This is a genomic window from Arthrobacter sp. KKT183, assembly GCF_055657625.1.
Genome location: NZ_CM145770.1, coordinates 1669952 through 1687635, shown reverse-complemented (window position 1 = coordinate 1687635; position 17684 = coordinate 1669952). Strand labels below are relative to the sequence as shown.

Below are 17684 nucleotides of genomic sequence, written 5' to 3'. Positions count from 1 at the left end.
GGTAGGTGATAGTGCGTGCACTGCTCTTCAGTCGGTCACGATCACGCCGCGCCAGAACGCCACGTGGTCCTTGATGTTCGCGGCGGCTTCCTTCGGCTCCGGGTAGGTCCATGCGGCGTCCGGATTGCTCTCACCGTCCACCTCCAGGCTGAAGTAGCTGGCGTCACCCTTCCAGGGACATGTGGTGTGCATGTCACTCGATCGGAGGAACTCCTGCTTGACGCTTTCCTTCGGGAAGTAGTGGTTCCCCTCGACCATCTCGGTGGAGTCAGACTCCGCAATGACCTGGTTGTTCCAGACTGCCTTGGCCATGATGTCCTCAATCCTCTGAACGGCTCAGCGCCGGTTGCGCTGTGAGCGCGATTACACAATCTGCCAACGACGACGCTGCTCGCTGCATTCCCCCGCCTGGAGTTAGAGCTTGCGCAGCGTAAGGATCTGCTCACTCCGGCCGAACGGCCCGTCGAGGTCGTGCAGGACGGACGAGGTCAGCCCGATTCCTTCCCGCCCGAAACTCACTCGGGTATCGAGGCCGAGCCACTGGCCCGAGGACTGGCGGTGAAGGTGCACCTGCAGGTCGACGTTGGGAAACGCCCAGCTGCCGGGTCCGGGAGGAACCCGCGTGGCGATTCCGTTTGCGGTGTCGATGAGCCCGATCAGCCGGGCCGAGTCTGACGACGCTTCACCCTCCACCAGCGGGTGGGGCGTCCGCAACCAGACCCTGCCCCGGCCGGGCCTGTGGCCTTCGATCTTGCGGACATCAATCGACTGGATGTAGCCGCCGGGCCACTCCGCCACGGCGTCGTGCTCCTCACCCTCATCCGGTCCCGGCATGGACTCGTCCTCAAGCGCCGCGACGGACGAGGTATCGCTCGAAGCCAACCGCCAGGCGCGGGCGCGGATAGCTGTCCGCCCGCCATGGTTCATCTCCGCTTCCAGCAACTCGATGGTCCTCCCTGGGCGCACCATCCGGGTGGTCACCTCGACGGTCTCCAGCGGTATGAGGCCCAGGATCTCGAACGAGATGCGCGCCATCTGCAGCTCTGCGCGTGGCTGGAACTGTTCAAGGCAATGTGCGAGCAGACCGGATGCGGGCGCCATGTGCTGCTCGTGTGCGTTCCAGGCACCCTGTGCATGAATTGTGGCCTCGAACCGGCCCCCGCCCGCCGGACGGTAGTAGGAATCTGCCATGGTGGGAAAACACGCTCCTGAGGGAAAGCTCGGTTAAGGCTGGACTCGTGCCCTGTTGACGGCGTCCGAGGCACGAATAAAGCCTAGGTGACTGAAGGCCTGCGGGAAGTTGCCTGCCAGCCGGCCGCTCACCGGATCGTACTCTTCCGCGTACAGTCCGAGGTCATTCGCGTAACCGGTGAGCCGGTCAAGCAACGCCGTGGCATCGTCGGTGCGGCGGCTGTTTGCATACTGTTCCACAAGCCAGAACGTGCAGATCAGGAATGGGTATTCGTGGCCCTCCAAACCATCGAGGCCGGATGCTGTGCGGTAACGGTGCAGGAGCCCATGGGCATCCTGCAATTGCTCCTCAATGCGGGCCACGGTGCCAAGCATCTTCGGGTCATCGCTGGCCACAAAGCCTGTGTGGGGCAGTTGCAGCAGGGACGCATCGACTTCATCGTTCGAGTATGTCTGCGTGAACGAGTTGAGCTCGGCGTTGAATCCGCGCTCCATGATCTCCTCCCGGAGCCGGTCCCGGATCTCCTCCCATCGATCGGCCGGCCCTTCCAGCCCGTGCTCACGCACTGCCCGGACCCCCTGATCGAAGGCAGCCCACATCATCACTCGTCCATGAACGAAGAACTCTGCTTCCCCGCGCATTTCCCAGATGCCGTGACCCTTCCGGTCCAGGTTCTGCTCACAGAACCGAAGGAGGTTCTTTTGCAGCCCCCAGGAGTACTCGCCCTCGGCTGCCCCTGTATCCCTCAGCGCCGCGAGGGCGAGCATGACTTCCCCGACGACGTCGGCCTGGTATTGGCCCACAGCCCCGTTACCGATTCTTACCGGCTTTGAATTCTCGTAGCCGGCCAGGTGGTCCAGCTCGCTTTCGGGGAGCTGGCGTTCGCCGGCGATGCCGTACATGATCTGCACCTGATCCGGATCCCCGGCTACCGCACGCAACAGCCAGTTGCGCCAGTGCAGCGCACCTTCGGTGAAGTCATGCGCAATGAGCGCCTCGATGGTGAGTGCGGCGTCGCGCAGCCAGGTGTAGCGGTAGTCCCAGTTGCGAGAGCCGCCGAACTCCTCCGGCAACGACGTGGTGGCTGCGGCCACGATGCCGCCGGTTCTGCCATGGGTAAGGGCACGGAGCACCATCAGCGATCGCAATACGGCCTCATCGTGTCGATCATGAACCTCCACCCGGGAGGACCACTGAGTCCAGTAGGCGATAGTCGCTTCCAGGGCTCTGTCCGGGTCTGCTGCAGTTGGAAGCCCCTCGTGAGACTGGTGCCAGGTAAGTACCCAGCTTTCGGATTCGCCGGCTACAAGCGGAAAGGCACCGCTCAGCCGCTTCGAGACAGCGCCCTGGTAATCGTCCGCATGGCCCTCGGCGGAGGCTTCGTGGCGGTCTTCCATGCCGGTCTGTGGTTCTGCCCGCTGGGACTCGTGAGGGTGCAGCAACGGTCCGGTCAGCAGCAGCGCATCCGGACCTGCAACCGACAGCAGTCCGCACGAGCCGACTTTCTCGAGGTCGACCCGCCGCGTCCAGGGCTTCGCCCGGGCATAGTCGAACCGGATGCGCAGGTCGTGCTCCACTTCAACGGTTCCCTCGACGCACTCCACCCGGCGCACCAGATCCGACTGCGCGTCGCCAGGCGGCAGGAAGTCGGTGACCACCATCTTTCCGTTGGGCGTGCTCCAGGTCGTTTCCAGGACGAACGTTCGTGGAAGATACCGCCGGGAAACCACCTCGCCGTCAGAGGCGGAAACTTTCCATCGTCCGTCTTCCGGGGACCCCAGCAGGGCCGCGAAGACGGAGGGAGAATCGAAGCGCGGAAAGCAAAGCCAGTCGATACTGCCGTCCCGGGATACCAGTGGCCCCGTACTCAGATCAGACAGGAGGGCGTAGTCCTCCAGCGGCGTGGACGCGTGCTCTGCATGCTCAGCTGTCATCCTCCCATTCAATCAGCAAGCATCCTGCCGTGCAGGAGCCCGGTGGGAACGCCGAGGCTGACCGGTTCCGGTTGACCACAGCAACCGGACTGCGAAACCATCTCGCCACCGGAGGATGCAGTGTCGCAGCTTCCCCCGAGGTCGGTGCTGCAGACCCCCGTTTCGGGGAGATCGAGGTGAACTGACGCAGCGGCGTCGTCATCGCCGGCAACGGCGGCGACGACTGACCGCACCTGCTCATATCCGGTGGCCAGCAGGAAGGTGGGGGCGCGGCCGTAGCTCTTCATACCTACGAGGTAGAAGTCCTTGTCCGGGTGCGCCAGGACAGCTGCCCCGTGCGCCGGGACGGTCCCGCAGGAGTGGAATTCAGGGTCGATCAGTGGCCCCAACGCGCGCGGCGCTTCAACAGCGGGATCGAGCTCGAGCCGCAGTTCGCGGAGCATCCGCAGGTCCGGACGGAACCCCGTGGCCGGAACGAGCACATCCACTTCGACCTCACGTGCGCCCTCCGGGCTCGAGGCATGAACGAGGAGCGCGCCGTCGCCGGCCTCCAGTTCAGTGATGGTGAATGAGGTCAGGAGCTCCACCACGCCGTCCTCCACCAGCGAGCGCAGGCGGCTTCCGAGCGCTCCGCGGGCCGGCAACCCGTCGAGGTCTCCGCCGCCGTAGAGCCGCTGTGCTGATCCGGATCCGCGCACACCCCAGATCAGGCGGGTTCCCGGCTCAGCTTTGGCAACCTGTCCGAGACTTAGCAGGGTGTTCGCTGCGGAGTGCCCTGCGCCGACTACCATCACGCGCTTGCCGGCGAAGCGGGCGCGGTCCTTGCCTGCAGCATCGGGAAGGGGCTGCGTGATGAAGGGGTGCACAGCGCTCTCTCCCGGGGCAGGCAGCCCGGCCTGGCCCAGCGGATTGGGCTGGCTCCAGGTGCCGGATGCATCGAGAACGGCCTGCACCAGGTGATCCTCAAGTCCTCGCGGGCCGAGCACACGGACAAGGAACGGCTGGTCCTCGCGATGCAGGGTCCTCGTCTTGTCCATCCCCTGCCGCGTCACTGCGAGCACCTCGGTGTTGAGGTGCAGGGCTGCTGCGATGCCGGGTAGCGCCGCGAGCGGTTCAAGGTAGGCCTCAACCAGTTCATTACCGAAGGGAAGCGCTGAGCCGCGCGGCGCCTGCCAACCGGTCGGCTTCAAAAGCCGGCGGGCGGCGTCGTCGATGTTGTACTGCCAGGGAGAGAACAGGCGGATGTGGCCCCATTGGCGGATGGCAGCCCCGACGGCGTCGCCCTTCTCGAGAATCAAGGGTGTCAGCCCTCGTTCGAGGAGATGGGCGGCGGCTGCGAGGCCGATCGGGCCGGCCCCGATGATGGCGACGGGCAAGTGACGCTGTTCCGGCATCGCTGTTCCTTCCGTTCTATGGCCCACTGGTCTAGTTACATTGATATTCGTCGATATGAGTATCTGAGAGCTATCGATAAATGTCAATGTTCGAGCAACCTGGGGGAATGAGTGCACAAATGCGCACGTATGTACTATGTTGAGCAGTGTGCTGACAGTCCTCCGCAATGTTGCGTATCGCAAACTCTTCTCTGCGCAGGTGATTGCGCTGCTTGGTACAGGCCTGCTCACCGTGGCACTGGGTCTCCTCGCGTTCGATCTTGCGGCGGGCCGAGCAGGAGCCGTCCTCGGTACTGCCCTCACCATCAAGATGCTGGCCTACGTCTTCGTGGCTCCCCTGATGGCGGCACTGGTGGAACACCTTCCCAGGAAAGCCGTCCTGATTGCAGCTGACCTCGTCCGCGCGGCCGTTGCCCTAATGCTGCCGTTCGTGGATCAGGTGTGGCAGGTCTACGTTCTGGTATTCGTGCTGCAGTCGGCCTCGGCTACCTTCACCCCGGCGTTCCAGTCGGTGATTCCTGTGATTCTGCCGCGGGAGCGCGACTACACGAAGGCGCTATCCCTCTCGCGGCTTGCCTACGATCTTGAGTCGCTCCTGAGCCCCGTCATCGCAGCCGCGCTGCTGGTGATTATGAGCTATTCCAGTCTCTTTGTCGGCACCGTCATTGGGTTCCTGATTTCCGCTCTGCTCGTCGGAACCACCCGGTTGCCCGCTCCCCCGCCGCCCGCGCGCCGGGGTTCCCTCCTGCACCGCACCACCCTGGGGGCCCGGATCTTCCTGCAGGTGCCGTCTCTTCGTGGACTCCTCGCACTGAACCTGGTGGTGGCCTGCGGTACCGCGCTCGTCCTGGTGAATACCGTCGTGTATGTCCGAGATCTCTATGGCGGAACCAACGCTGAGGTGGCAATCGCCCTCGCCTGCTACGGCGCCGGATCAATGGCTGTGGCACTGACGACGCCGGCACTGCTGGAGCGCTTTCCGGACCGGGCCTTCATGGTGAGTGGAAGCGCGGTGATCGCAGCGGGCGTGGGTGCGGCCGGCGTCATCGCGTTACTGCAGCCCACCTGGGTACTGATGCTCCTGCTGTGGGCGCTGCTGGGTGCCGGTACTTCGATGATCAATACGCCGTCTGCGCGCCTGCTGCGCCGCGCGGCCACGGATGCAACGCGGTCCTACCTGTTCACGGCGCAGTTCTCCCTCTCGCACGCCTGCTTCATTCTCAGTTACCCGATTGCGGGATGGGCTGGAGCCGGCGCCGGGCAGCCTGCGGCCGCGTTCATCCTTGCAACGCTCGCTACACTGGGCGCTGTGGCAGCATTGCGGCTTTGGACGGCCGAGCCTCCGGCTACCGGGGCAGATGAGTCACCTGTCAGCAAGGAGTGGACTGTTGAGCGAAGAACCGGTCGGCTCGCGGCCCAGCCTGAATCATCCGAACGATCCTGATGAAGCACGCCTCGACGTCGGCGCATCCCTGTTCAGGATGCTCGCCGACCCTACGCGGCTGCACATTCTGTGGCTGCTCTCCGAGGAATCCGGCGACGTCAGTTCCCTGGTGGAACGCACGGGAGCAACCCGCACATCAGTCAGCCAGCATCTGGCCAAGCTCCGTTTCTCGGGATTGGTAACCACGCGGAAAAGCGGCCGCAATGTCATCTACAGCATTGCGGACGGGCACCTCGCACGCCTGGTACGGGAGGGCCTGAACCACGCCGACCACCGCGTTACCGGGGAGCCTGCACACGACTGATCCTCCTGCTCCTCGGAACCGGCGCCTACCGAATACACAGCAGGCTTCCTAGTTTAGAGTTCTGGCATGAGCTTCAATGACAATGCCCAGTTCGATCCCTCCCGGGTGAGTGACCGGCGCGGCCGCGGCCGCGGCGTCGCTATCGGCGGCGGCCTCGGCGGCGGCCTGATCCTGCTGCTGTCACTGTTCTTCGGCCCGGGTGTGGTGGACCAGTTAGGACTTGACGGCGGCACCGACACGGATACCGGTATCGGTGCGGACTCTGATCCCGCCATCAACGCGTGCCAGACCGGCGCGGACGCCAACGAGCGGCTCGACTGCCGCATCCTTGGCACCGCTGAAAGCCTGGATAGCTTCTGGTCCCCTTACCTGGAGCCCTTCGGCATCCAGTACACGCCGCCCGGGGTGGTCCTGTTCAGCGGCCAGACCAACACGGGCTGCGGCGCGGCGAGCAGCGCCGTCGGGCCCTTCTATTGCCCGGCGGACGAGCAGACGTACTATGACACCGCCTTCTTCAACGATCTGGTGACCCGCTTCGGTGCGTCCGCTGGGCCGCTGGCTCAGGAGTACGTAATTGCCCATGAGTTCGGGCACCACATCCAGAACCTGACGGGCGCACTGAGCGCATCCCAGCAGGACCCCCGCGGTGCAGAGTCCGGAGCAGTCCGGGTGGAGTTGCAGGCCGACTGCTACGCCGGCATGTGGGCGGCGCATGCCACAACGGTCCCTGATCCGGAATCCGGGGTTCCCTTCCTGCGCGAGTTCACTCGAACCGACCTGCAGGACGCGCTATCAGCGGCGTCGGCGGTCGGCGACGACCGCATCCAGGAATCGACCACCGGTCAGGTCAACCCCGAGGCGTGGACCCACGGTTCCAGTGAGCAGCGTCAGGCGTGGTTCCTGCGGGGACTAGAAACGGGAGACATCGAAGCGTGCGACACCTTCGCCGCTGAGGATCTCGACAATCCCTAGCCCGCTTTCTCAGGTCCCGCAGAAGGTCCGGTACGAGCCAAAGTCCTCAGGCGCTCCAGCGGCATAGCGCTCGAAGCCGTCACGCTCCTGAAACGGCGCCGTCACAGCAGCGAGCAGCGTGCCCAGCGGTTCGAGGTCATCCTCAACGGCAGCAGCGAGAGCTTCTTCCACGCGGTGATTCCGCGGGATGTACACGGGGTTAACCCTGTCCATGGCGTCTGCTGACGGGTTCAGGGTGAGCCACTGCGCCAACCAGGCATCAAAACGTGCCGGGTCAGCGAAGTAGCTGCGGGACACTTCAACGTTCCCGCGTGCGGCAGCGCTCAGGCTCCGCAGGAAGGACGTGTAGTCCACATGGTCCTCCTCCAACAGCGTCAGGAGCTTTCCTGCGATGTCTGCCGCATCGACGCCGTCCGGCAGGCCCAGCTTGATGCGCATTCCCGCGGACCAGGCACCGCTGTAGAAAGCGGGGAATTCTGCCAGCGCTTGCTCTGCCAGCTTCACGGCGTCGTCCTGGTTTTCATCGAGCAGGGGCAGCAGCGTTTCGGCGAAGCGGGTGAGGTTCCAGTGGGCGGCGGCCGGCTGGTTCGCATAGGCATAGCGGCCCATGGTGTCGATTGAACTGTAGACCGCTGAGGGGTTGAAGGCGTCCAGAAAGGCGCACGGACCGTAGTCGATGGTCTCACCGGAAATGGTCATGTTGTCCGTGTTCATGACGCCATGGACGAAGCCCACCAGCATCCACTGCGCGACAAGCTCCGCCTGGGCACGGATGACCGATTCAAGCAAGGCGAGGTAGGGGTTGGGTGCCTGTGCTGCCTCGGGATAGTGGCGGGTGATGGCGTAATCCGCTACGCGGCGGAGCAGTTCGATGTCACCGGTGGCACGGGCGTACTGGAAGGTACCGACGCGCAGGTGGCTGGCGGCGACCCTGGTCAGCAGGGCGCCCGGCAGCAGTTCCTCGCGCTGCACGGCACGTCCCGTGGCCACGACGGCGAGCGAACGGGTGGTAGGGATGCGAAGTGCGTTCATCGCTTCGCTGACGATGTATTCACGCAGCATGGGGCCAATGGCGGCGAGTCCGTCGCCGCCCCGTGCGAAAGGCGTGCGGCCGGAGCCCTTGAGGTGGATATCCCGCAGGGTGCCGTCCGGGTTTGCAACCTCTCCGAGCAACAGCGCGCGTCCATCACCGAGGCGGGGGCTGTACCCGCCGAACTGGTGGCCGGCGTAGGCCTGCGCAACCGGGGTTGCACCTTCGGGTACGCGTGCGCCGGTGAGGAGACGGACGCCGTCGGGAGCGCGCAGGAAGGCCGGATCAAGCCCGAGCTCGGCCGCGAGCTGCTCGTTGAGCACCAGCAGGTGCGGTTCGGCCGGCTCTGCTGCTTGCCAGGGCGTGCCCATTTCCGGCAGGTGGCGGGCGAAGTGGTTGTCGAGGGTGACGGTCGGCGCCGTAGAAACACTCACGTATATGTCAACAGACGTGGCGTTCGGGTTGTTCCCCGCGAACGGCCCCCTTTCGTTATCGCTTTCCCTGAGGGCCGGGCGTATGTTGGAGGTATGTCGGCAATGGGCCGTCCGCCCGGCGCCGTAGCTATGCGGCACGGGAAAGGAGCCGGACATGTTTAGCTTCCGACGAAAGGGCGCCGCCTTCGAGCGCAAGAAGGCCGCCGCTGCATCTGCCCATCAAAAGGACTTCCGCGAGGGGTACGTCCACATCCATGGGAACGAGGAAAAGGCTAACGACCTCGCCATGAGGGCGTATGGCGACAAGGACGGTGACGGCAAACCGGACGTTCCGTTCATGCCGTTCCCGGGGTGACGGGGCCCAGAGCGTTCGCTACATGACCCGCTCACCCAGGGTGATGTTCCTGCCGAAATCGGAGTAGAAGGGCGGGAAGACTGTGACGGATTCAGCGACCGGCTTGCCCGTCAACTGGGCTAACAACTCCCGCACCCGCGCAGGTTCCTGGTAGAGACCGTTCAGCTCGCCGGTGATGCGCAGGGCCTGTTGGCTGGTCCGATGCATCACTTCGTGCAGTGGGGAGTCCCCCGTGATGGTGTGGCCGGCCTTCAGCGCGTCAAGTAGTTCGTTGAGTTCCATGGTGTCCTTTCGGTCTGACGGAAGTTCCGAGGCAGCCAATGAACCGCAGCCTGGTGACAACTCTTCATGACAGGATGCCCTTATGGGGAATACGTTGAAAGTTCTCGTGACTACAGTCGCCATTTCTGCCACGCTGATTGCCCTCGCGGTCTGGGTCCTATCCGGGATAACGGTTCTGGACGCGTTCGCGGTAGTGGCGCTGTCGCTGCTGATCGCTCTTGCCCTGCGCCATCTCCGGGAAAAACACGTGAAGCTCAGGGCTGACGACGAGGGACAGCGCCATCACCGCGGACGCGGTGGAGGCGGGCTGATGTGACAGTCCGCCTCGGCGCAGGTGAACCATGGACACCAGTCCCCTGAGGGTTCACCGTCGCGCGGATGGTTACGCTGGGTGAATGGCGACAGTTCTTCTCGTGCGGCACGGCCGCACCACAGCGAATGCTTCAGGGCTTCTGGCTGGCAGGGCCGACGGCGTCAGCCTGGACCAGGTCGGCCGGGAGCAGGCGGCCCTGACCGCTGACCGGCTTGCAGCCGTCCAGGTTGCCGGAGTCGTGTCGAGCCCGCTCGAGCGGTGTCAGCAGACCGCCCAATTCATCCACGATCGCCAGGCCGGCGACTCGCGTGCAGCCGTCGATATGAATCTCGATGCCTGTCTGACTGAATGCGATTACGGCCAGTGGCAGGGCCGCACGCTCAGTGATCTCGCCACCGAGGACCTGTGGTCGGCAGTGCAATCGCAACCGTCCGCCGTCACTTTTCCCGGCGGCGAATCCATGGCCGCGATGCAGGCCCGGTCGGTGGCGGCGATTCGACGCCACGACGCCTCCTTCGAATCCCTCCACGGGCCGGGAGCAGTGTGGGTGGCAGTGAGCCACGGTGACATCATCAAGTCGATCCTCGCCGACGCCCTCGGCATGCACCTCGACCTATTCCAACGCATCAACGTGGGACCGGCCTCCGTGTCGATCGTGCGTTACGGAGCCAATCGGCCGACCGTTCATGCAACCAATACCGACGCCGGCGATCTGTCTTGGCTGTCCACCAGCGTCACTTCCGACGACGCACCGGTGGGCGGTGGCGCAGGACACACGGCGCCATCAGCGCGATGAGCCTAAAATAGCAACATGCCCACAACTGTTCACGAGTTTGTCTGGCCTGACCGCGTCGTCGTCGGCACCATCGGGCTTCCGGGGGCCCGCACGTTCTACCTGCAGGTACGTGCAGGAAAGCAGATAGTCAGCATCGCCCTCGAGAAGCAGCAGTCGGCGCAACTCGCCGAAAAAATCGATGAGATCCTCGATCAGCTCATCAACCTCGAGGGCAACCCCTTCAGCGTGCCCACGAGCACTCCCATCGAACTCGTCGACAATGACCAGCTTGAGGCGGTAGAGGAACAGTTCCGCACCGGCGTCATGAGTTTGGGGTGGGACCCGACCACGGCGCAGATCGTCGTCGAGGCGTACCCGCTCAGCGACGCTGAGAGCGAAGACGAAACCTTCCCCGATGATGACGACGCCGATGCGTCCGAAGTGCTGCGGGTCAGCATGCCTGTTGGTACCGCCCGCGCCTTCGCCAAGCGCACCCGCGAGGTTGTAGGCGCCGGGCGTCCGATCTGCGTGCTGTGCGGTCAGCCAATCGACGCTGATGGGCACATCTGCGCCCTGCCCGAAGCCTGATGCCGACGCCGGACCTGTTGACCGCCGAGCTGACGCTCACCGGCCGCATCACGACGGCGTCGAACGCGACCTTCCTGGGCAGCATTGGCGATGCAGCAGTCATCTATAAGCCAGTAGCAGGCGAGCGTCCGCTCTGGGATTTCCCCGACGGTGTTCTTGCGCACCGGGAGATGGCCGCCTACCTCGTCTCGGAGATACTGGGCTGGAATGTCGTTCCTCGCACCTGGCTACGCGACGGTCCACTGGGTGAAGGGATGGTGCAGCTCTGGCAGGAGACGGATCTAGCCCAGAACGCGGTGAATCTGGTTGCGACGGGCGAGGTGCCGAAGACCGGCTGGAAGCAGGTCCTCGAAGGTCAGGACGAGAACGGCTCGATGGTAGCTCTCATCCACGAGGACTCCCCCGCGCTGAGACGTATGGCGGTGTTTGACGTACTGGTCAACAACGCCGACCGCAAGGGCGACCACATTCTTGCAATGGAGGACGGGCATCGGCACGGTGTGGACCATGGGCTGACCTTCCACAGCGACCACAAACTGCGCACGGTGCTGTGGGGATGGCTCGGTGACCCACTCACGAGCGAAGAGCTCGACGGCGTCGATCGCCTCAGCGAAGCCCTGCACGGTGAGCTGGGCCATGAACTGGCGGACCTTTTGTCCGCGGACGAAATCGCTGCGCTCGCGGCGCGTTGCACCCGGATGCGCTCATCCGGGCGGTTCCCAGCTCCGAGCGGTGAAATGCCCGCGGTGCCCTGGCCATTGTTCTAGGAACGGACGCAATCCTTCCGTGAAGAATCGTCCTCTACCGTAGCTTTCAGCGCGCCTTCACCGGAGAATGAGGGCCATGAGGACCTACACCAGCACGAAGGAATTCGAGGGCGCAACCTTCGTCAGGGCAAGTTTCAAAGGCGCCACCCTGCGATTCTCCGATGTCAGCGGCGTGTCGATGCGCGGCGTCGACGTGGACGGACTCGACATCGACAGCCACGACCTGTTCTTCGGCAGTTTTCTCGTCAACGGGGTCGACGTGGTGCCGCTTGTGGATGCCGAACTCAACCGGCAGTTCCCGGGCCGCGAACTGCAGAAGGCGCAGATGCCCGAAGGCCTGCGGGAGGGGTGGCTCGCGGTGCAGTCCGCGTGGCAGGAGACTGTGGATGGCACGCCAACGAACTTGGTGGACAGGCAGGTAGCGGACGAATGGTCTCTGGCTCAAACCCTGAGGCACCTCATTCTGGCGACCGACGCCTGGCTCGGCAGCGGGATCCTGCGGAAGGAGCAGCCGTTCCACGAGATCGGACTGATTTTCACCGGCGCCGGCGAGATGGGTTTCGACATGTCGATCTTCCGGGTGGAGCTGCCGGCGTACGAGGAGATTCTCGCTGTTCGGGCAGAGCGCCAACAGCAGGTCACCGATTTTCTGGCCACGGCAACGCCGGATCTTCTCGCAGAGGAACGCGAGAACGCCTGGGGCGGCGGCGACTGGCATCCAAGCGTCGGCGACTGCATTCGCGTGATCCTCGAGGAGGAGTGGGCACACCTCCGCTACGTCAGACGGGATCTCGCTCGTATTGGTTAGGGCCCGAGAAAACCAGCCGGGCCGGGTCCGCCTGGGGGACTCGTTAGCATGGGCTCATGGGACGAGTCAGGAATGTCAGGACAGAACCGCTGATAGGAAGCCTTGTTCTGATGCTTATCGTCGGATACTTCTCGCAGACTTCTCCATCCGCATGGATGGCGCTCCTGATAACACTGGTCACCGTAGCGTTCGGCATACAGATCGCTACTGCTGTCCTCAGGAACTCATCCGAGCAGGTCGAGGGTGCTAAACCTGCACCCCGACGGCGTACCGTGATGGCACTCGCATCAGTGGTCGGTCTCATCGCGGTGGCGCTATTCGCGTACGCGTCCTACACGTTGCTCGCATTCGCGCATTACTTCTCGCTGGCTGCCATCGGTGCGGCGCTCTGTAGCGTGATTGTCGCTTGCATTTCGATCCGAGCCGCCAATTACTCAGCCTTGCAGAACTGACGACAGGCGCTTGTAGCCTTCGGTACTACTTTCGGTACAGCCGTCTTGCTTGGCATCGCCGCAGCAATCGAAGCCGTAGGCAACAGACAACGGGCCCCGATATCCGAGTGAGCAAACACCGGGCATGTCCAGCAGTCGTGGGGTGATCTAATTCTCTGAGTCCCGTGGAGCTGCCGTAACCAGACGCGCCAGGTCGGTGCCCGGCGCCGCAAGTCGATCCACGATGTCAAAGACGAACTGCTGCATGGCGGCAGCGGCGGCCGAGGGCCCGACGTCGTTGCGCCGGGCCAAGTTGACGGTCCGCGTCAGCGAAGGACTCACCAAGCGAGCGCTCCGCAGTCCGGGGCGGTCATGGACCACCATCGCCGGCACCACGGCCACGCCGAGCCCTCTTTCAACAAACCGCAGCACTGCGTCCATTTCGGCGCCCTCCACGGCCACCACCGTTTCCAGACCAGCGGCGGAGAACGCAGCATCGGTGGCGACCCGCAGGTCGTAACTGCGGTTGAACGCCACCTGAGGGATGTGAGCCAGCTCTTTCAATGTGAGCTCTTCCGGCATCGCCGATCCGGCGGAGGAGACGACCACAAGCTCTTCTGCGAGCAGTGGAACTAATTCGGTGCCCGGAACCGTCGGGTTCACTGCGCGGGTGACCACCAGGGCCAGATCCAGTGCACCTTCGTTGAGGGCCTCCACCAGGAAACGCGAGCCGCCCTCCGTGATGTGCAGTTCCACCCCGGGATGCGCACTGCGGAAGGCGGTCAGCACATCGGCGACCAGCGAGACGCACAGAGTCGGTGGAGCGCCCAGCCGAACTCGACCGCGGTGTAATCCTGACAGTTCGTCCATCTTCTCGCGAGCGGTCTGCGCGTCGCCGAGCATGCGCCGAGCGATGGGCAGCAACAGCTCGCCCGCGTTCGTCAGCGTTGCTCCTGAGGAGCCCCGGTGGAACAGTTCAGCACCAAGATCGGCCTCAAGCGCGGCGATCTGACGGCTCAGGGACGGCTGGGCGAGATACAACTCGTCGGCCGCGCGTGTGAAATGCCCCACTCGAGCTACCGCTTCAAAAGAGCGCAATTGGTCTAGCTTCACCTGTATAGCCTAAACGCATCATCGTGAGTCACATAATTCATTGGAATCATGGAGCGCACAAACCTACCGTTGTAGATATGAATCTCCACCACACTTCCGAACGCCTCCTGTCCACGTCCGTGCTGGTGATCGGTACCGGAGGCGCCGGGTTGCGCGCGTCGATCGAACTCGCTCAGCGTGGGGTGCAGGTGCTGGCGGTGGGCAAGCGCCGCAAGCATGATGCGCACACCACTCTGGCGGCTGGCGGGATCAACGCCGCTCTGGGCACTATGGACCCCGAGGACAGCTGGCAGCAGCACGCCGCCGATACCCTGCGCGAGTCTTACTTCCTGGCCGACCCGAGCATCGTAGAGACCGTAGCGCGTAATGCGGCCCGCGGCATTGCGGACCTCGAACAGTGGGGGATGCCGTTCGCCCGGGAGGAAGACGGACGGATCTCGCAGCGCTTCTTCGGTGCCCACAAGTACCGCCGTACCGCCTACGCCGGGGACTACACCGGTCTTGAAATCCAGCGCACCCTGATGCGCCGGGCGGCAGAGCTGAACGTGCCGATTATCGACACGGTCTACATCACCCGCCTGCTCGTCGCCGACGGCACGATCTTCGGCGCCTACGGCTTCTACATCGTGGACGGCACCCCCGTACAGATCCACGCCGACGCGGTCATCCTGGCCGCAGGTGGGCACACCCGAATTTGGCGGCATACCTCCTCCCGCCGCGACGAGAACACCGGTGACTCCTTCAGGTTGGCAGCGCTGGCCGGTGCCCGGATTCGCGACGCGGAACTTGTTCAGTTCCACCCGTCGGGCCTCCTGGAGCCCGACGACGCCGCCGGCACCCTCGTCTCCGAAGCCGCGCGTGGAGAGGGCGGTATCCTCACGAACGCTCTCGGTGAACGTTTCATGGAACGCTATGATCCCGCGCGTATGGAACTCTCCACCCGGGACCGGGTGGCCCTTGCCGCATTCACCGAGGTTGCCGAGGGCCGCGGGACCGAGAAAGGAGGCGTCTATCTGGACGTCTCACACCTGCCGCGCGAGACCATCCTGGAGAAGCTGCCGCGGGTCTACCGCACCCTGATCGACCTGCAGATGGTGGACATCACCACCACCAAAATGGAAATCGCCCCCACCGCCCATTACTCGATGGGCGGGGTGTGGGTAGCACCGGAGGACCATAGCACCGGAGTGAACGGGCTGTTTGCAATCGGCGAGGCTTCCTCGGGTCTGCATGGGGCCAACCGGTTAGGTGGCAATTCACTGATTGAGCTACTTGTCTACGGGCGCATCACCGGGGAGCATGTCGCTGCGTACGTGGGCTCCCGCACCGAGATAAGCAGGGATCCGGCCGCCGTCGGACTGGCCCGCACCGAGATGCAGTCTCTGTTGCGCGAGAACGGGACCGAGTCAGTACGGCGCCTACAGCGCGAGTTGCGCAACCTGATGACCGCGCATGCCGGTGTGGTGCGTACCGAGCAGGGGCTCCAGGAAGGGCTGGACAAGCTAGCGGTGCTGGAGGAGCATGCTCAGAACGTCACCGCCCATCCGGACATCGCCGGCTTCGATGACCTGGCCCATGCCTACGACCTGCTTGGCTCGCTGCTGTCCGCTCGGGCCACCCTGGAGTGCGCGCGCGAGCGGCGCGAAACTCGTGGGGCCCATAACCGTGCGGACTTCCCTGCGATGGATTCCTCCTTTAAAGGGAACTTCATCTGGTCGCCGGCAGAGGGAGTCAGCTTCGAAGCGCTGCCCCCGGCTCCCGGTTCATTCCGGGCTCTCGCTGAATCCACCGCGGACGATTCCGTCGCCGGCAAGCTTTTGGAGTGAATACTGAATCTCCAGCTGCGGACATTCAGCTCCAGCTGTTTCTCGTGATCAGGTTCGGATGAGGAGTGCTCCATCCGTTGTCCACATAGTCCTGAAGGTTTGCGTCGTCGGTTACGAGCCGAGCCTCAACGCCAAAGGCGATATACGATGCGCCGACTTCCTCGCCAATGTTTAGATCGCACCCACCGGTCGTTTGGCCGGGACCCTGCGACACGACGACGAGACAGGTGTTGGAACCCGCGTTAGACGTCTCCACCCCCCGCGTAGAAAAGCAAACCGTCCTGCTCGGCGAGGAAACGTGAAGAGTTCTCATCGAGGTAGGAAACGTCCGCTTCCGCCGAAATCGTGTCCTCTTGACCGGCCGTTGTCTGTAGGACATCGAGGTCCGCGTGGGTTAGAGGTGCGTCCGGCTGCGCGCCGATGAGCGATTCACTGCTACAACCTGTCATGGTGAACAAGAGCGCCGTTATTCCAACGACTAGCCGCCCCTTAAGCATCGTTTCTCATTTCGTCTATGGGCTGACAATACGTGTAGCACCACCCTCAGCTCCGAAGACATGGTCGAAAAACCAGATTCAGACGGCAGCGAGCAACGCCGTGTGGCCGCAGACGACGCTAGAAGTCCCAGTCCTCGTCTTCGGTGTTGACCGCCTTGCCGATCACGTAAGACGAACCCGACCCGGAGAAAAAGTCGTGGTTCTCATCCGCATTCGGTGACAGCGCCGACAGGATCGCCGGATTCACATCCGTGACCGAGGACGGGAACATCGCCTCGTAGCCCAGGTTCATCAGAGCTTTGTTGGCGTTGTAGTGCAGGAACTTCTTGACGTCCTCAGCGAGGCCAACGCCGTCGTACAGATCATGCGTGTACTGAACCTCATTCTCGTACAGCTCGAAAAGCAGCTCGAACGTGTAGTCCTTGATCTCCTGGCGCTTCTCCTCGGAAACCTTCTCCAGGCCCTTCTGGAATTTGTACCCGATGTAGTACCCGTGAACGGCCTCATCGCGGATGATCAGGCGGATCAGGTCGGCAGTGTTCGTCAGCTTGGCGCGCGAAGACCAGTACATGGGCAGGTAGAAGCCCGAGTAGAACAGGAAGCTCTCCAGCAGCGTGGAGGCCACCTTGCGCTTCAGCGGATCGTCACCCTGGTAGTAATCCATGACGATGCTGGCCTTCTTCTGAAGGTTGACGTTCTCGGTGGACCACCGGAATGCCTCGTCAATCTCCTTCGTGGAAGCCAGCGTGGAGAAGATGGAGGAGTAGCTCTTGGCATGCACCGATTCCATGAACGCGATGTTCGTGTACACGGCTTCCTCATGCGGAGTGATCGCATCGGGGATCAGCGAGACGGCGCCAACGGTGCCCTGGATGGTATCCAGGAGCGTCAGGCCGGTAAACACCCGCATGGTGAGCTGTTGCTCCGCCGGCGTCAACGTGTTCCACGACTGGACGTCGTTGGACAGGGGTACCTTCTCGGGCAGCCAAAAGTTGTTGACCAGGCGGTTCCAGACATCGACGTCTTTGTCGTCCTGGATACGGTTCCAGTTGATCGCTTCAACGTGCGACAGCAACTTAACCTTTTCGGTCATCGTGACCCCTTGTCCCATTCGCTTGAACTGCCCGCTAGGGCGGTGAATTTCCTCTAATAAATGTACGACGGCGGCGGGCCGGCTTCTGCTGCCGGCCCACCGGCGTCGTCGTTTGCTTTAGTTGCCCTTGTC

Annotated in this window: 20 protein-coding genes; 11 read left to right on the top strand and 9 right to left on the bottom strand. The window is 63.5% G+C overall.

All coding sequences use genetic code 11. The features are described from left to right. Positions 1 to 27: 27 nt before the first annotated feature. From ACZ2GY_RS08080 to ACZ2GY_RS08065, 4 genes are all read right to left on the bottom strand, one after another. Positions 28 to 312 (bottom strand): DUF427 domain-containing protein, encoded by a 285-nt coding sequence (locus ACZ2GY_RS08080; RefSeq protein ID WP_471673469.1) that lies wholly within the window; start codon positions 310 to 312, stop codon positions 28 to 30. A gap of 102 nt (positions 313 to 414) precedes the next feature. Next, positions 415 to 1191: a thioesterase family protein gene (locus ACZ2GY_RS08075; RefSeq protein ID WP_471673468.1), complete on the bottom strand. Its 777-nt coding sequence runs from the start codon at positions 1189 to 1191 to the stop codon at positions 415 to 417. Between the two features lie 33 nt (positions 1192 to 1224). Then, complete coding sequence (locus tag ACZ2GY_RS08070; protein ID WP_471673467.1) at positions 1225 to 3126, bottom strand: glycoside hydrolase family 15 protein; 1902 nt, start codon at positions 3124 to 3126, stop codon at positions 1225 to 1227. A gap of 8 nt (positions 3127 to 3134) precedes the next feature. Further along, complete coding sequence (locus ACZ2GY_RS08065) at positions 3135 to 4520, bottom strand: FAD-dependent oxidoreductase (protein ID WP_471673466.1); 1386 nt, start codon at positions 4518 to 4520, stop codon at positions 3135 to 3137. Positions 4521 to 4668: 148 nt separating this feature from the next. Here ACZ2GY_RS08065 and ACZ2GY_RS08060 point away from each other — a divergent pair, with 148 nt between their 5' ends. From ACZ2GY_RS08060 to ypfJ, 3 genes are all read left to right on the top strand, one after another. Beyond that, positions 4669 to 5964, top strand: coding sequence for an MFS transporter (locus ACZ2GY_RS08060; RefSeq protein WP_471673572.1), 1296 nt, complete (start codon positions 4669 to 4671; stop codon positions 5962 to 5964). Beyond that, entirely contained in the window at positions 5879 to 6268 is a 390-nt protein-coding gene (locus ACZ2GY_RS08055; RefSeq protein WP_056547375.1) for an ArsR/SmtB family transcription factor, read from the top strand. The genes ACZ2GY_RS08060 and ACZ2GY_RS08055 overlap by 86 nt, the downstream gene beginning before the upstream one ends. Before the next feature lie 66 nt (positions 6269 to 6334). Continuing rightward, complete coding sequence (gene ypfJ / locus ACZ2GY_RS08050; RefSeq protein ID WP_056547372.1) at positions 6335 to 7240, top strand: KPN_02809 family neutral zinc metallopeptidase; 906 nt, start codon at positions 6335 to 6337, stop codon at positions 7238 to 7240. A 9-nt stretch (positions 7241 to 7249) separates the two neighbouring features. On the opposite strand, the gene ACZ2GY_RS08045 is transcribed toward ypfJ, so the two are convergent. Further along, entirely contained in the window at positions 7250 to 8704 is a 1455-nt protein-coding gene (locus tag ACZ2GY_RS08045) for a protein adenylyltransferase SelO (RefSeq protein ID WP_471673465.1), read from the bottom strand. A gap of 154 nt (positions 8705 to 8858) precedes the next feature. On the opposite strand from ACZ2GY_RS08045, the gene ACZ2GY_RS08040 reads away from it, so the two are divergent. Continuing rightward, entirely contained in the window at positions 8859 to 9059 is a 201-nt protein-coding gene (locus ACZ2GY_RS08040; protein WP_277358402.1) for a hypothetical protein, read from the top strand. 18 nt (positions 9060 to 9077) lie between these two features. On the opposite strand, the gene ACZ2GY_RS08035 is transcribed toward ACZ2GY_RS08040, so the two are convergent. Then, positions 9078 to 9341 carry a hypothetical protein gene (locus ACZ2GY_RS08035; RefSeq protein ID WP_471673464.1) on the bottom strand — a complete coding sequence of 88 codons (264 nt, stop codon included), beginning with the start codon at positions 9339 to 9341 and terminating at the stop codon, positions 9078 to 9080. A gap of 106 nt (positions 9342 to 9447) precedes the next feature. Between ACZ2GY_RS08035 and ACZ2GY_RS08030 the strand changes: the two genes are divergently transcribed. The 6 genes from ACZ2GY_RS08030 to ACZ2GY_RS08005 all read left to right on the top strand — a co-directional run bounded on the left by ACZ2GY_RS08030 (position 9448) and on the right by ACZ2GY_RS08005 (position 13044). Beyond that, the gene (locus ACZ2GY_RS08030; protein ID WP_277358404.1) at positions 9448 to 9657 is read left to right on the top strand and encodes a hypothetical protein; all 210 of its coding nucleotides are present in this window, start codon (positions 9448 to 9450) and stop codon (positions 9655 to 9657) included. A gap of 79 nt (positions 9658 to 9736) precedes the next feature. Continuing rightward, entirely contained in the window at positions 9737 to 10450 is a 714-nt protein-coding gene (locus ACZ2GY_RS08025) for a histidine phosphatase family protein (RefSeq protein ID WP_471673463.1), read from the top strand. Positions 10451 to 10465: 15 nt separating this feature from the next. After that, positions 10466 to 11017 carry a DUF3090 domain-containing protein gene (locus ACZ2GY_RS08020; RefSeq protein WP_277358406.1) on the top strand — a complete coding sequence of 184 codons (552 nt, stop codon included), beginning with the start codon at positions 10466 to 10468 and terminating at the stop codon, positions 11015 to 11017. Next, positions 11017 to 11784 (top strand): SCO1664 family protein, encoded by a 768-nt coding sequence (locus tag ACZ2GY_RS08015; protein ID WP_471673462.1) that lies wholly within the window; start codon positions 11017 to 11019, stop codon positions 11782 to 11784. Before ACZ2GY_RS08020 ends, ACZ2GY_RS08015 begins: the two co-directional genes overlap by 1 nt. Before the next feature lie 76 nt (positions 11785 to 11860). After that, positions 11861 to 12592: a DinB family protein gene (locus ACZ2GY_RS08010; protein ID WP_471673461.1), complete on the top strand. Its 732-nt coding sequence runs from the start codon at positions 11861 to 11863 to the stop codon at positions 12590 to 12592. Positions 12593 to 12702: 110 nt separating this feature from the next. Continuing rightward, positions 12703 to 13044, top strand: a complete 342-nt coding sequence (locus tag ACZ2GY_RS08005; protein WP_471673460.1) for a hypothetical protein — start codon at positions 12703 to 12705, stop codon at positions 13042 to 13044. A gap of 147 nt (positions 13045 to 13191) precedes the next feature. On the opposite strand, the gene ACZ2GY_RS08000 is transcribed toward ACZ2GY_RS08005, so the two are convergent. Beyond that, complete coding sequence (locus ACZ2GY_RS08000; RefSeq protein WP_471673571.1) at positions 13192 to 14142, bottom strand: LysR family transcriptional regulator; 951 nt, start codon at positions 14140 to 14142, stop codon at positions 13192 to 13194. A gap of 71 nt (positions 14143 to 14213) precedes the next feature. On the opposite strand from ACZ2GY_RS08000, the gene ACZ2GY_RS07995 reads away from it, so the two are divergent. Then, positions 14214 to 15962, top strand: a complete 1749-nt coding sequence (locus tag ACZ2GY_RS07995) for an FAD-binding protein (RefSeq protein WP_471673459.1) — start codon at positions 14214 to 14216, stop codon at positions 15960 to 15962. A 242-nt stretch (positions 15963 to 16204) separates the two neighbouring features. On the opposite strand, the gene ACZ2GY_RS07990 is transcribed toward ACZ2GY_RS07995, so the two are convergent. Next, positions 16205 to 16459 carry a hypothetical protein gene (locus ACZ2GY_RS07990; RefSeq protein ID WP_471673458.1) on the bottom strand — a complete coding sequence of 85 codons (255 nt, stop codon included), beginning with the start codon at positions 16457 to 16459 and terminating at the stop codon, positions 16205 to 16207. A 118-nt stretch (positions 16460 to 16577) separates the two neighbouring features. Next, positions 16578 to 17552, bottom strand: coding sequence for a class 1b ribonucleoside-diphosphate reductase subunit beta (gene nrdF / locus ACZ2GY_RS07985; protein ID WP_056547799.1), 975 nt, complete (start codon positions 17550 to 17552; stop codon positions 16578 to 16580). Positions 17553 to 17684 lie beyond the last annotated feature (132 nt).

What these genes read in the sequence shown, in the direction of transcription:
- ACZ2GY_RS08080 (WP_471673469.1), bottom strand. Translation starts at nt 312, where the DNA reads ATGGCCAAGGCAGTCTGGAACAACCAGGTCATTGCGGAGTCTGACTCC.
- ACZ2GY_RS08075 (WP_471673468.1), bottom strand. Translation starts at nt 1,191, where the DNA reads ATGGCAGATTCCTACTACCGTCCGGCGGGCGGGGGCCGGTTCGAGGCC.
- ACZ2GY_RS08070 (WP_471673467.1), bottom strand. Translation starts at nt 3,126, where the DNA reads ATGACAGCTGAGCATGCAGAGCACGCGTCCACGCCGCTGGAGGACTAC.
- ACZ2GY_RS08065 (WP_471673466.1), bottom strand. Translation starts at nt 4,520, where the DNA reads ATGCCGGAACAGCGTCACTTGCCCGTCGCCATCATCGGGGCCGGCCCG.
- ACZ2GY_RS08055 (WP_056547375.1), top strand. Translation starts at nt 5,879, where the DNA reads ATGAGTCACCTGTCAGCAAGGAGTGGACTGTTGAGCGAAGAACCGGTC.
- ypfJ (WP_056547372.1), top strand. Translation starts at nt 6,335, where the DNA reads ATGAGCTTCAATGACAATGCCCAGTTCGATCCCTCCCGGGTGAGTGAC.
- ACZ2GY_RS08040 (WP_277358402.1), top strand. Translation starts at nt 8,859, where the DNA reads ATGTTTAGCTTCCGACGAAAGGGCGCCGCCTTCGAGCGCAAGAAGGCC.
- ACZ2GY_RS08035 (WP_471673464.1), bottom strand. Translation starts at nt 9,341, where the DNA reads ATGGAACTCAACGAACTACTTGACGCGCTGAAGGCCGGCCACACCATC.
- ACZ2GY_RS08025 (WP_471673463.1), top strand. Translation starts at nt 9,737, where the DNA reads ATGGCGACAGTTCTTCTCGTGCGGCACGGCCGCACCACAGCGAATGCT.
- ACZ2GY_RS08020 (WP_277358406.1), top strand. Translation starts at nt 10,466, where the DNA reads ATGCCCACAACTGTTCACGAGTTTGTCTGGCCTGACCGCGTCGTCGTC.
- ACZ2GY_RS08015 (WP_471673462.1), top strand. Translation starts at nt 11,017, where the DNA reads ATGCCGACGCCGGACCTGTTGACCGCCGAGCTGACGCTCACCGGCCGC.
- ACZ2GY_RS08010 (WP_471673461.1), top strand. Translation starts at nt 11,861, where the DNA reads ATGAGGACCTACACCAGCACGAAGGAATTCGAGGGCGCAACCTTCGTC.
- ACZ2GY_RS08005 (WP_471673460.1), top strand. Translation starts at nt 12,703, where the DNA reads ATGCTTATCGTCGGATACTTCTCGCAGACTTCTCCATCCGCATGGATG.
- ACZ2GY_RS07995 (WP_471673459.1), top strand. Translation starts at nt 14,214, where the DNA reads ATGAATCTCCACCACACTTCCGAACGCCTCCTGTCCACGTCCGTGCTG.
- ACZ2GY_RS07990 (WP_471673458.1), bottom strand. Translation starts at nt 16,459, where the DNA reads ATGCTTAAGGGGCGGCTAGTCGTTGGAATAACGGCGCTCTTGTTCACC.
- nrdF (WP_056547799.1), bottom strand. Translation starts at nt 17,552, where the DNA reads ATGACCGAAAAGGTTAAGTTGCTGTCGCACGTTGAAGCGATCAACTGG.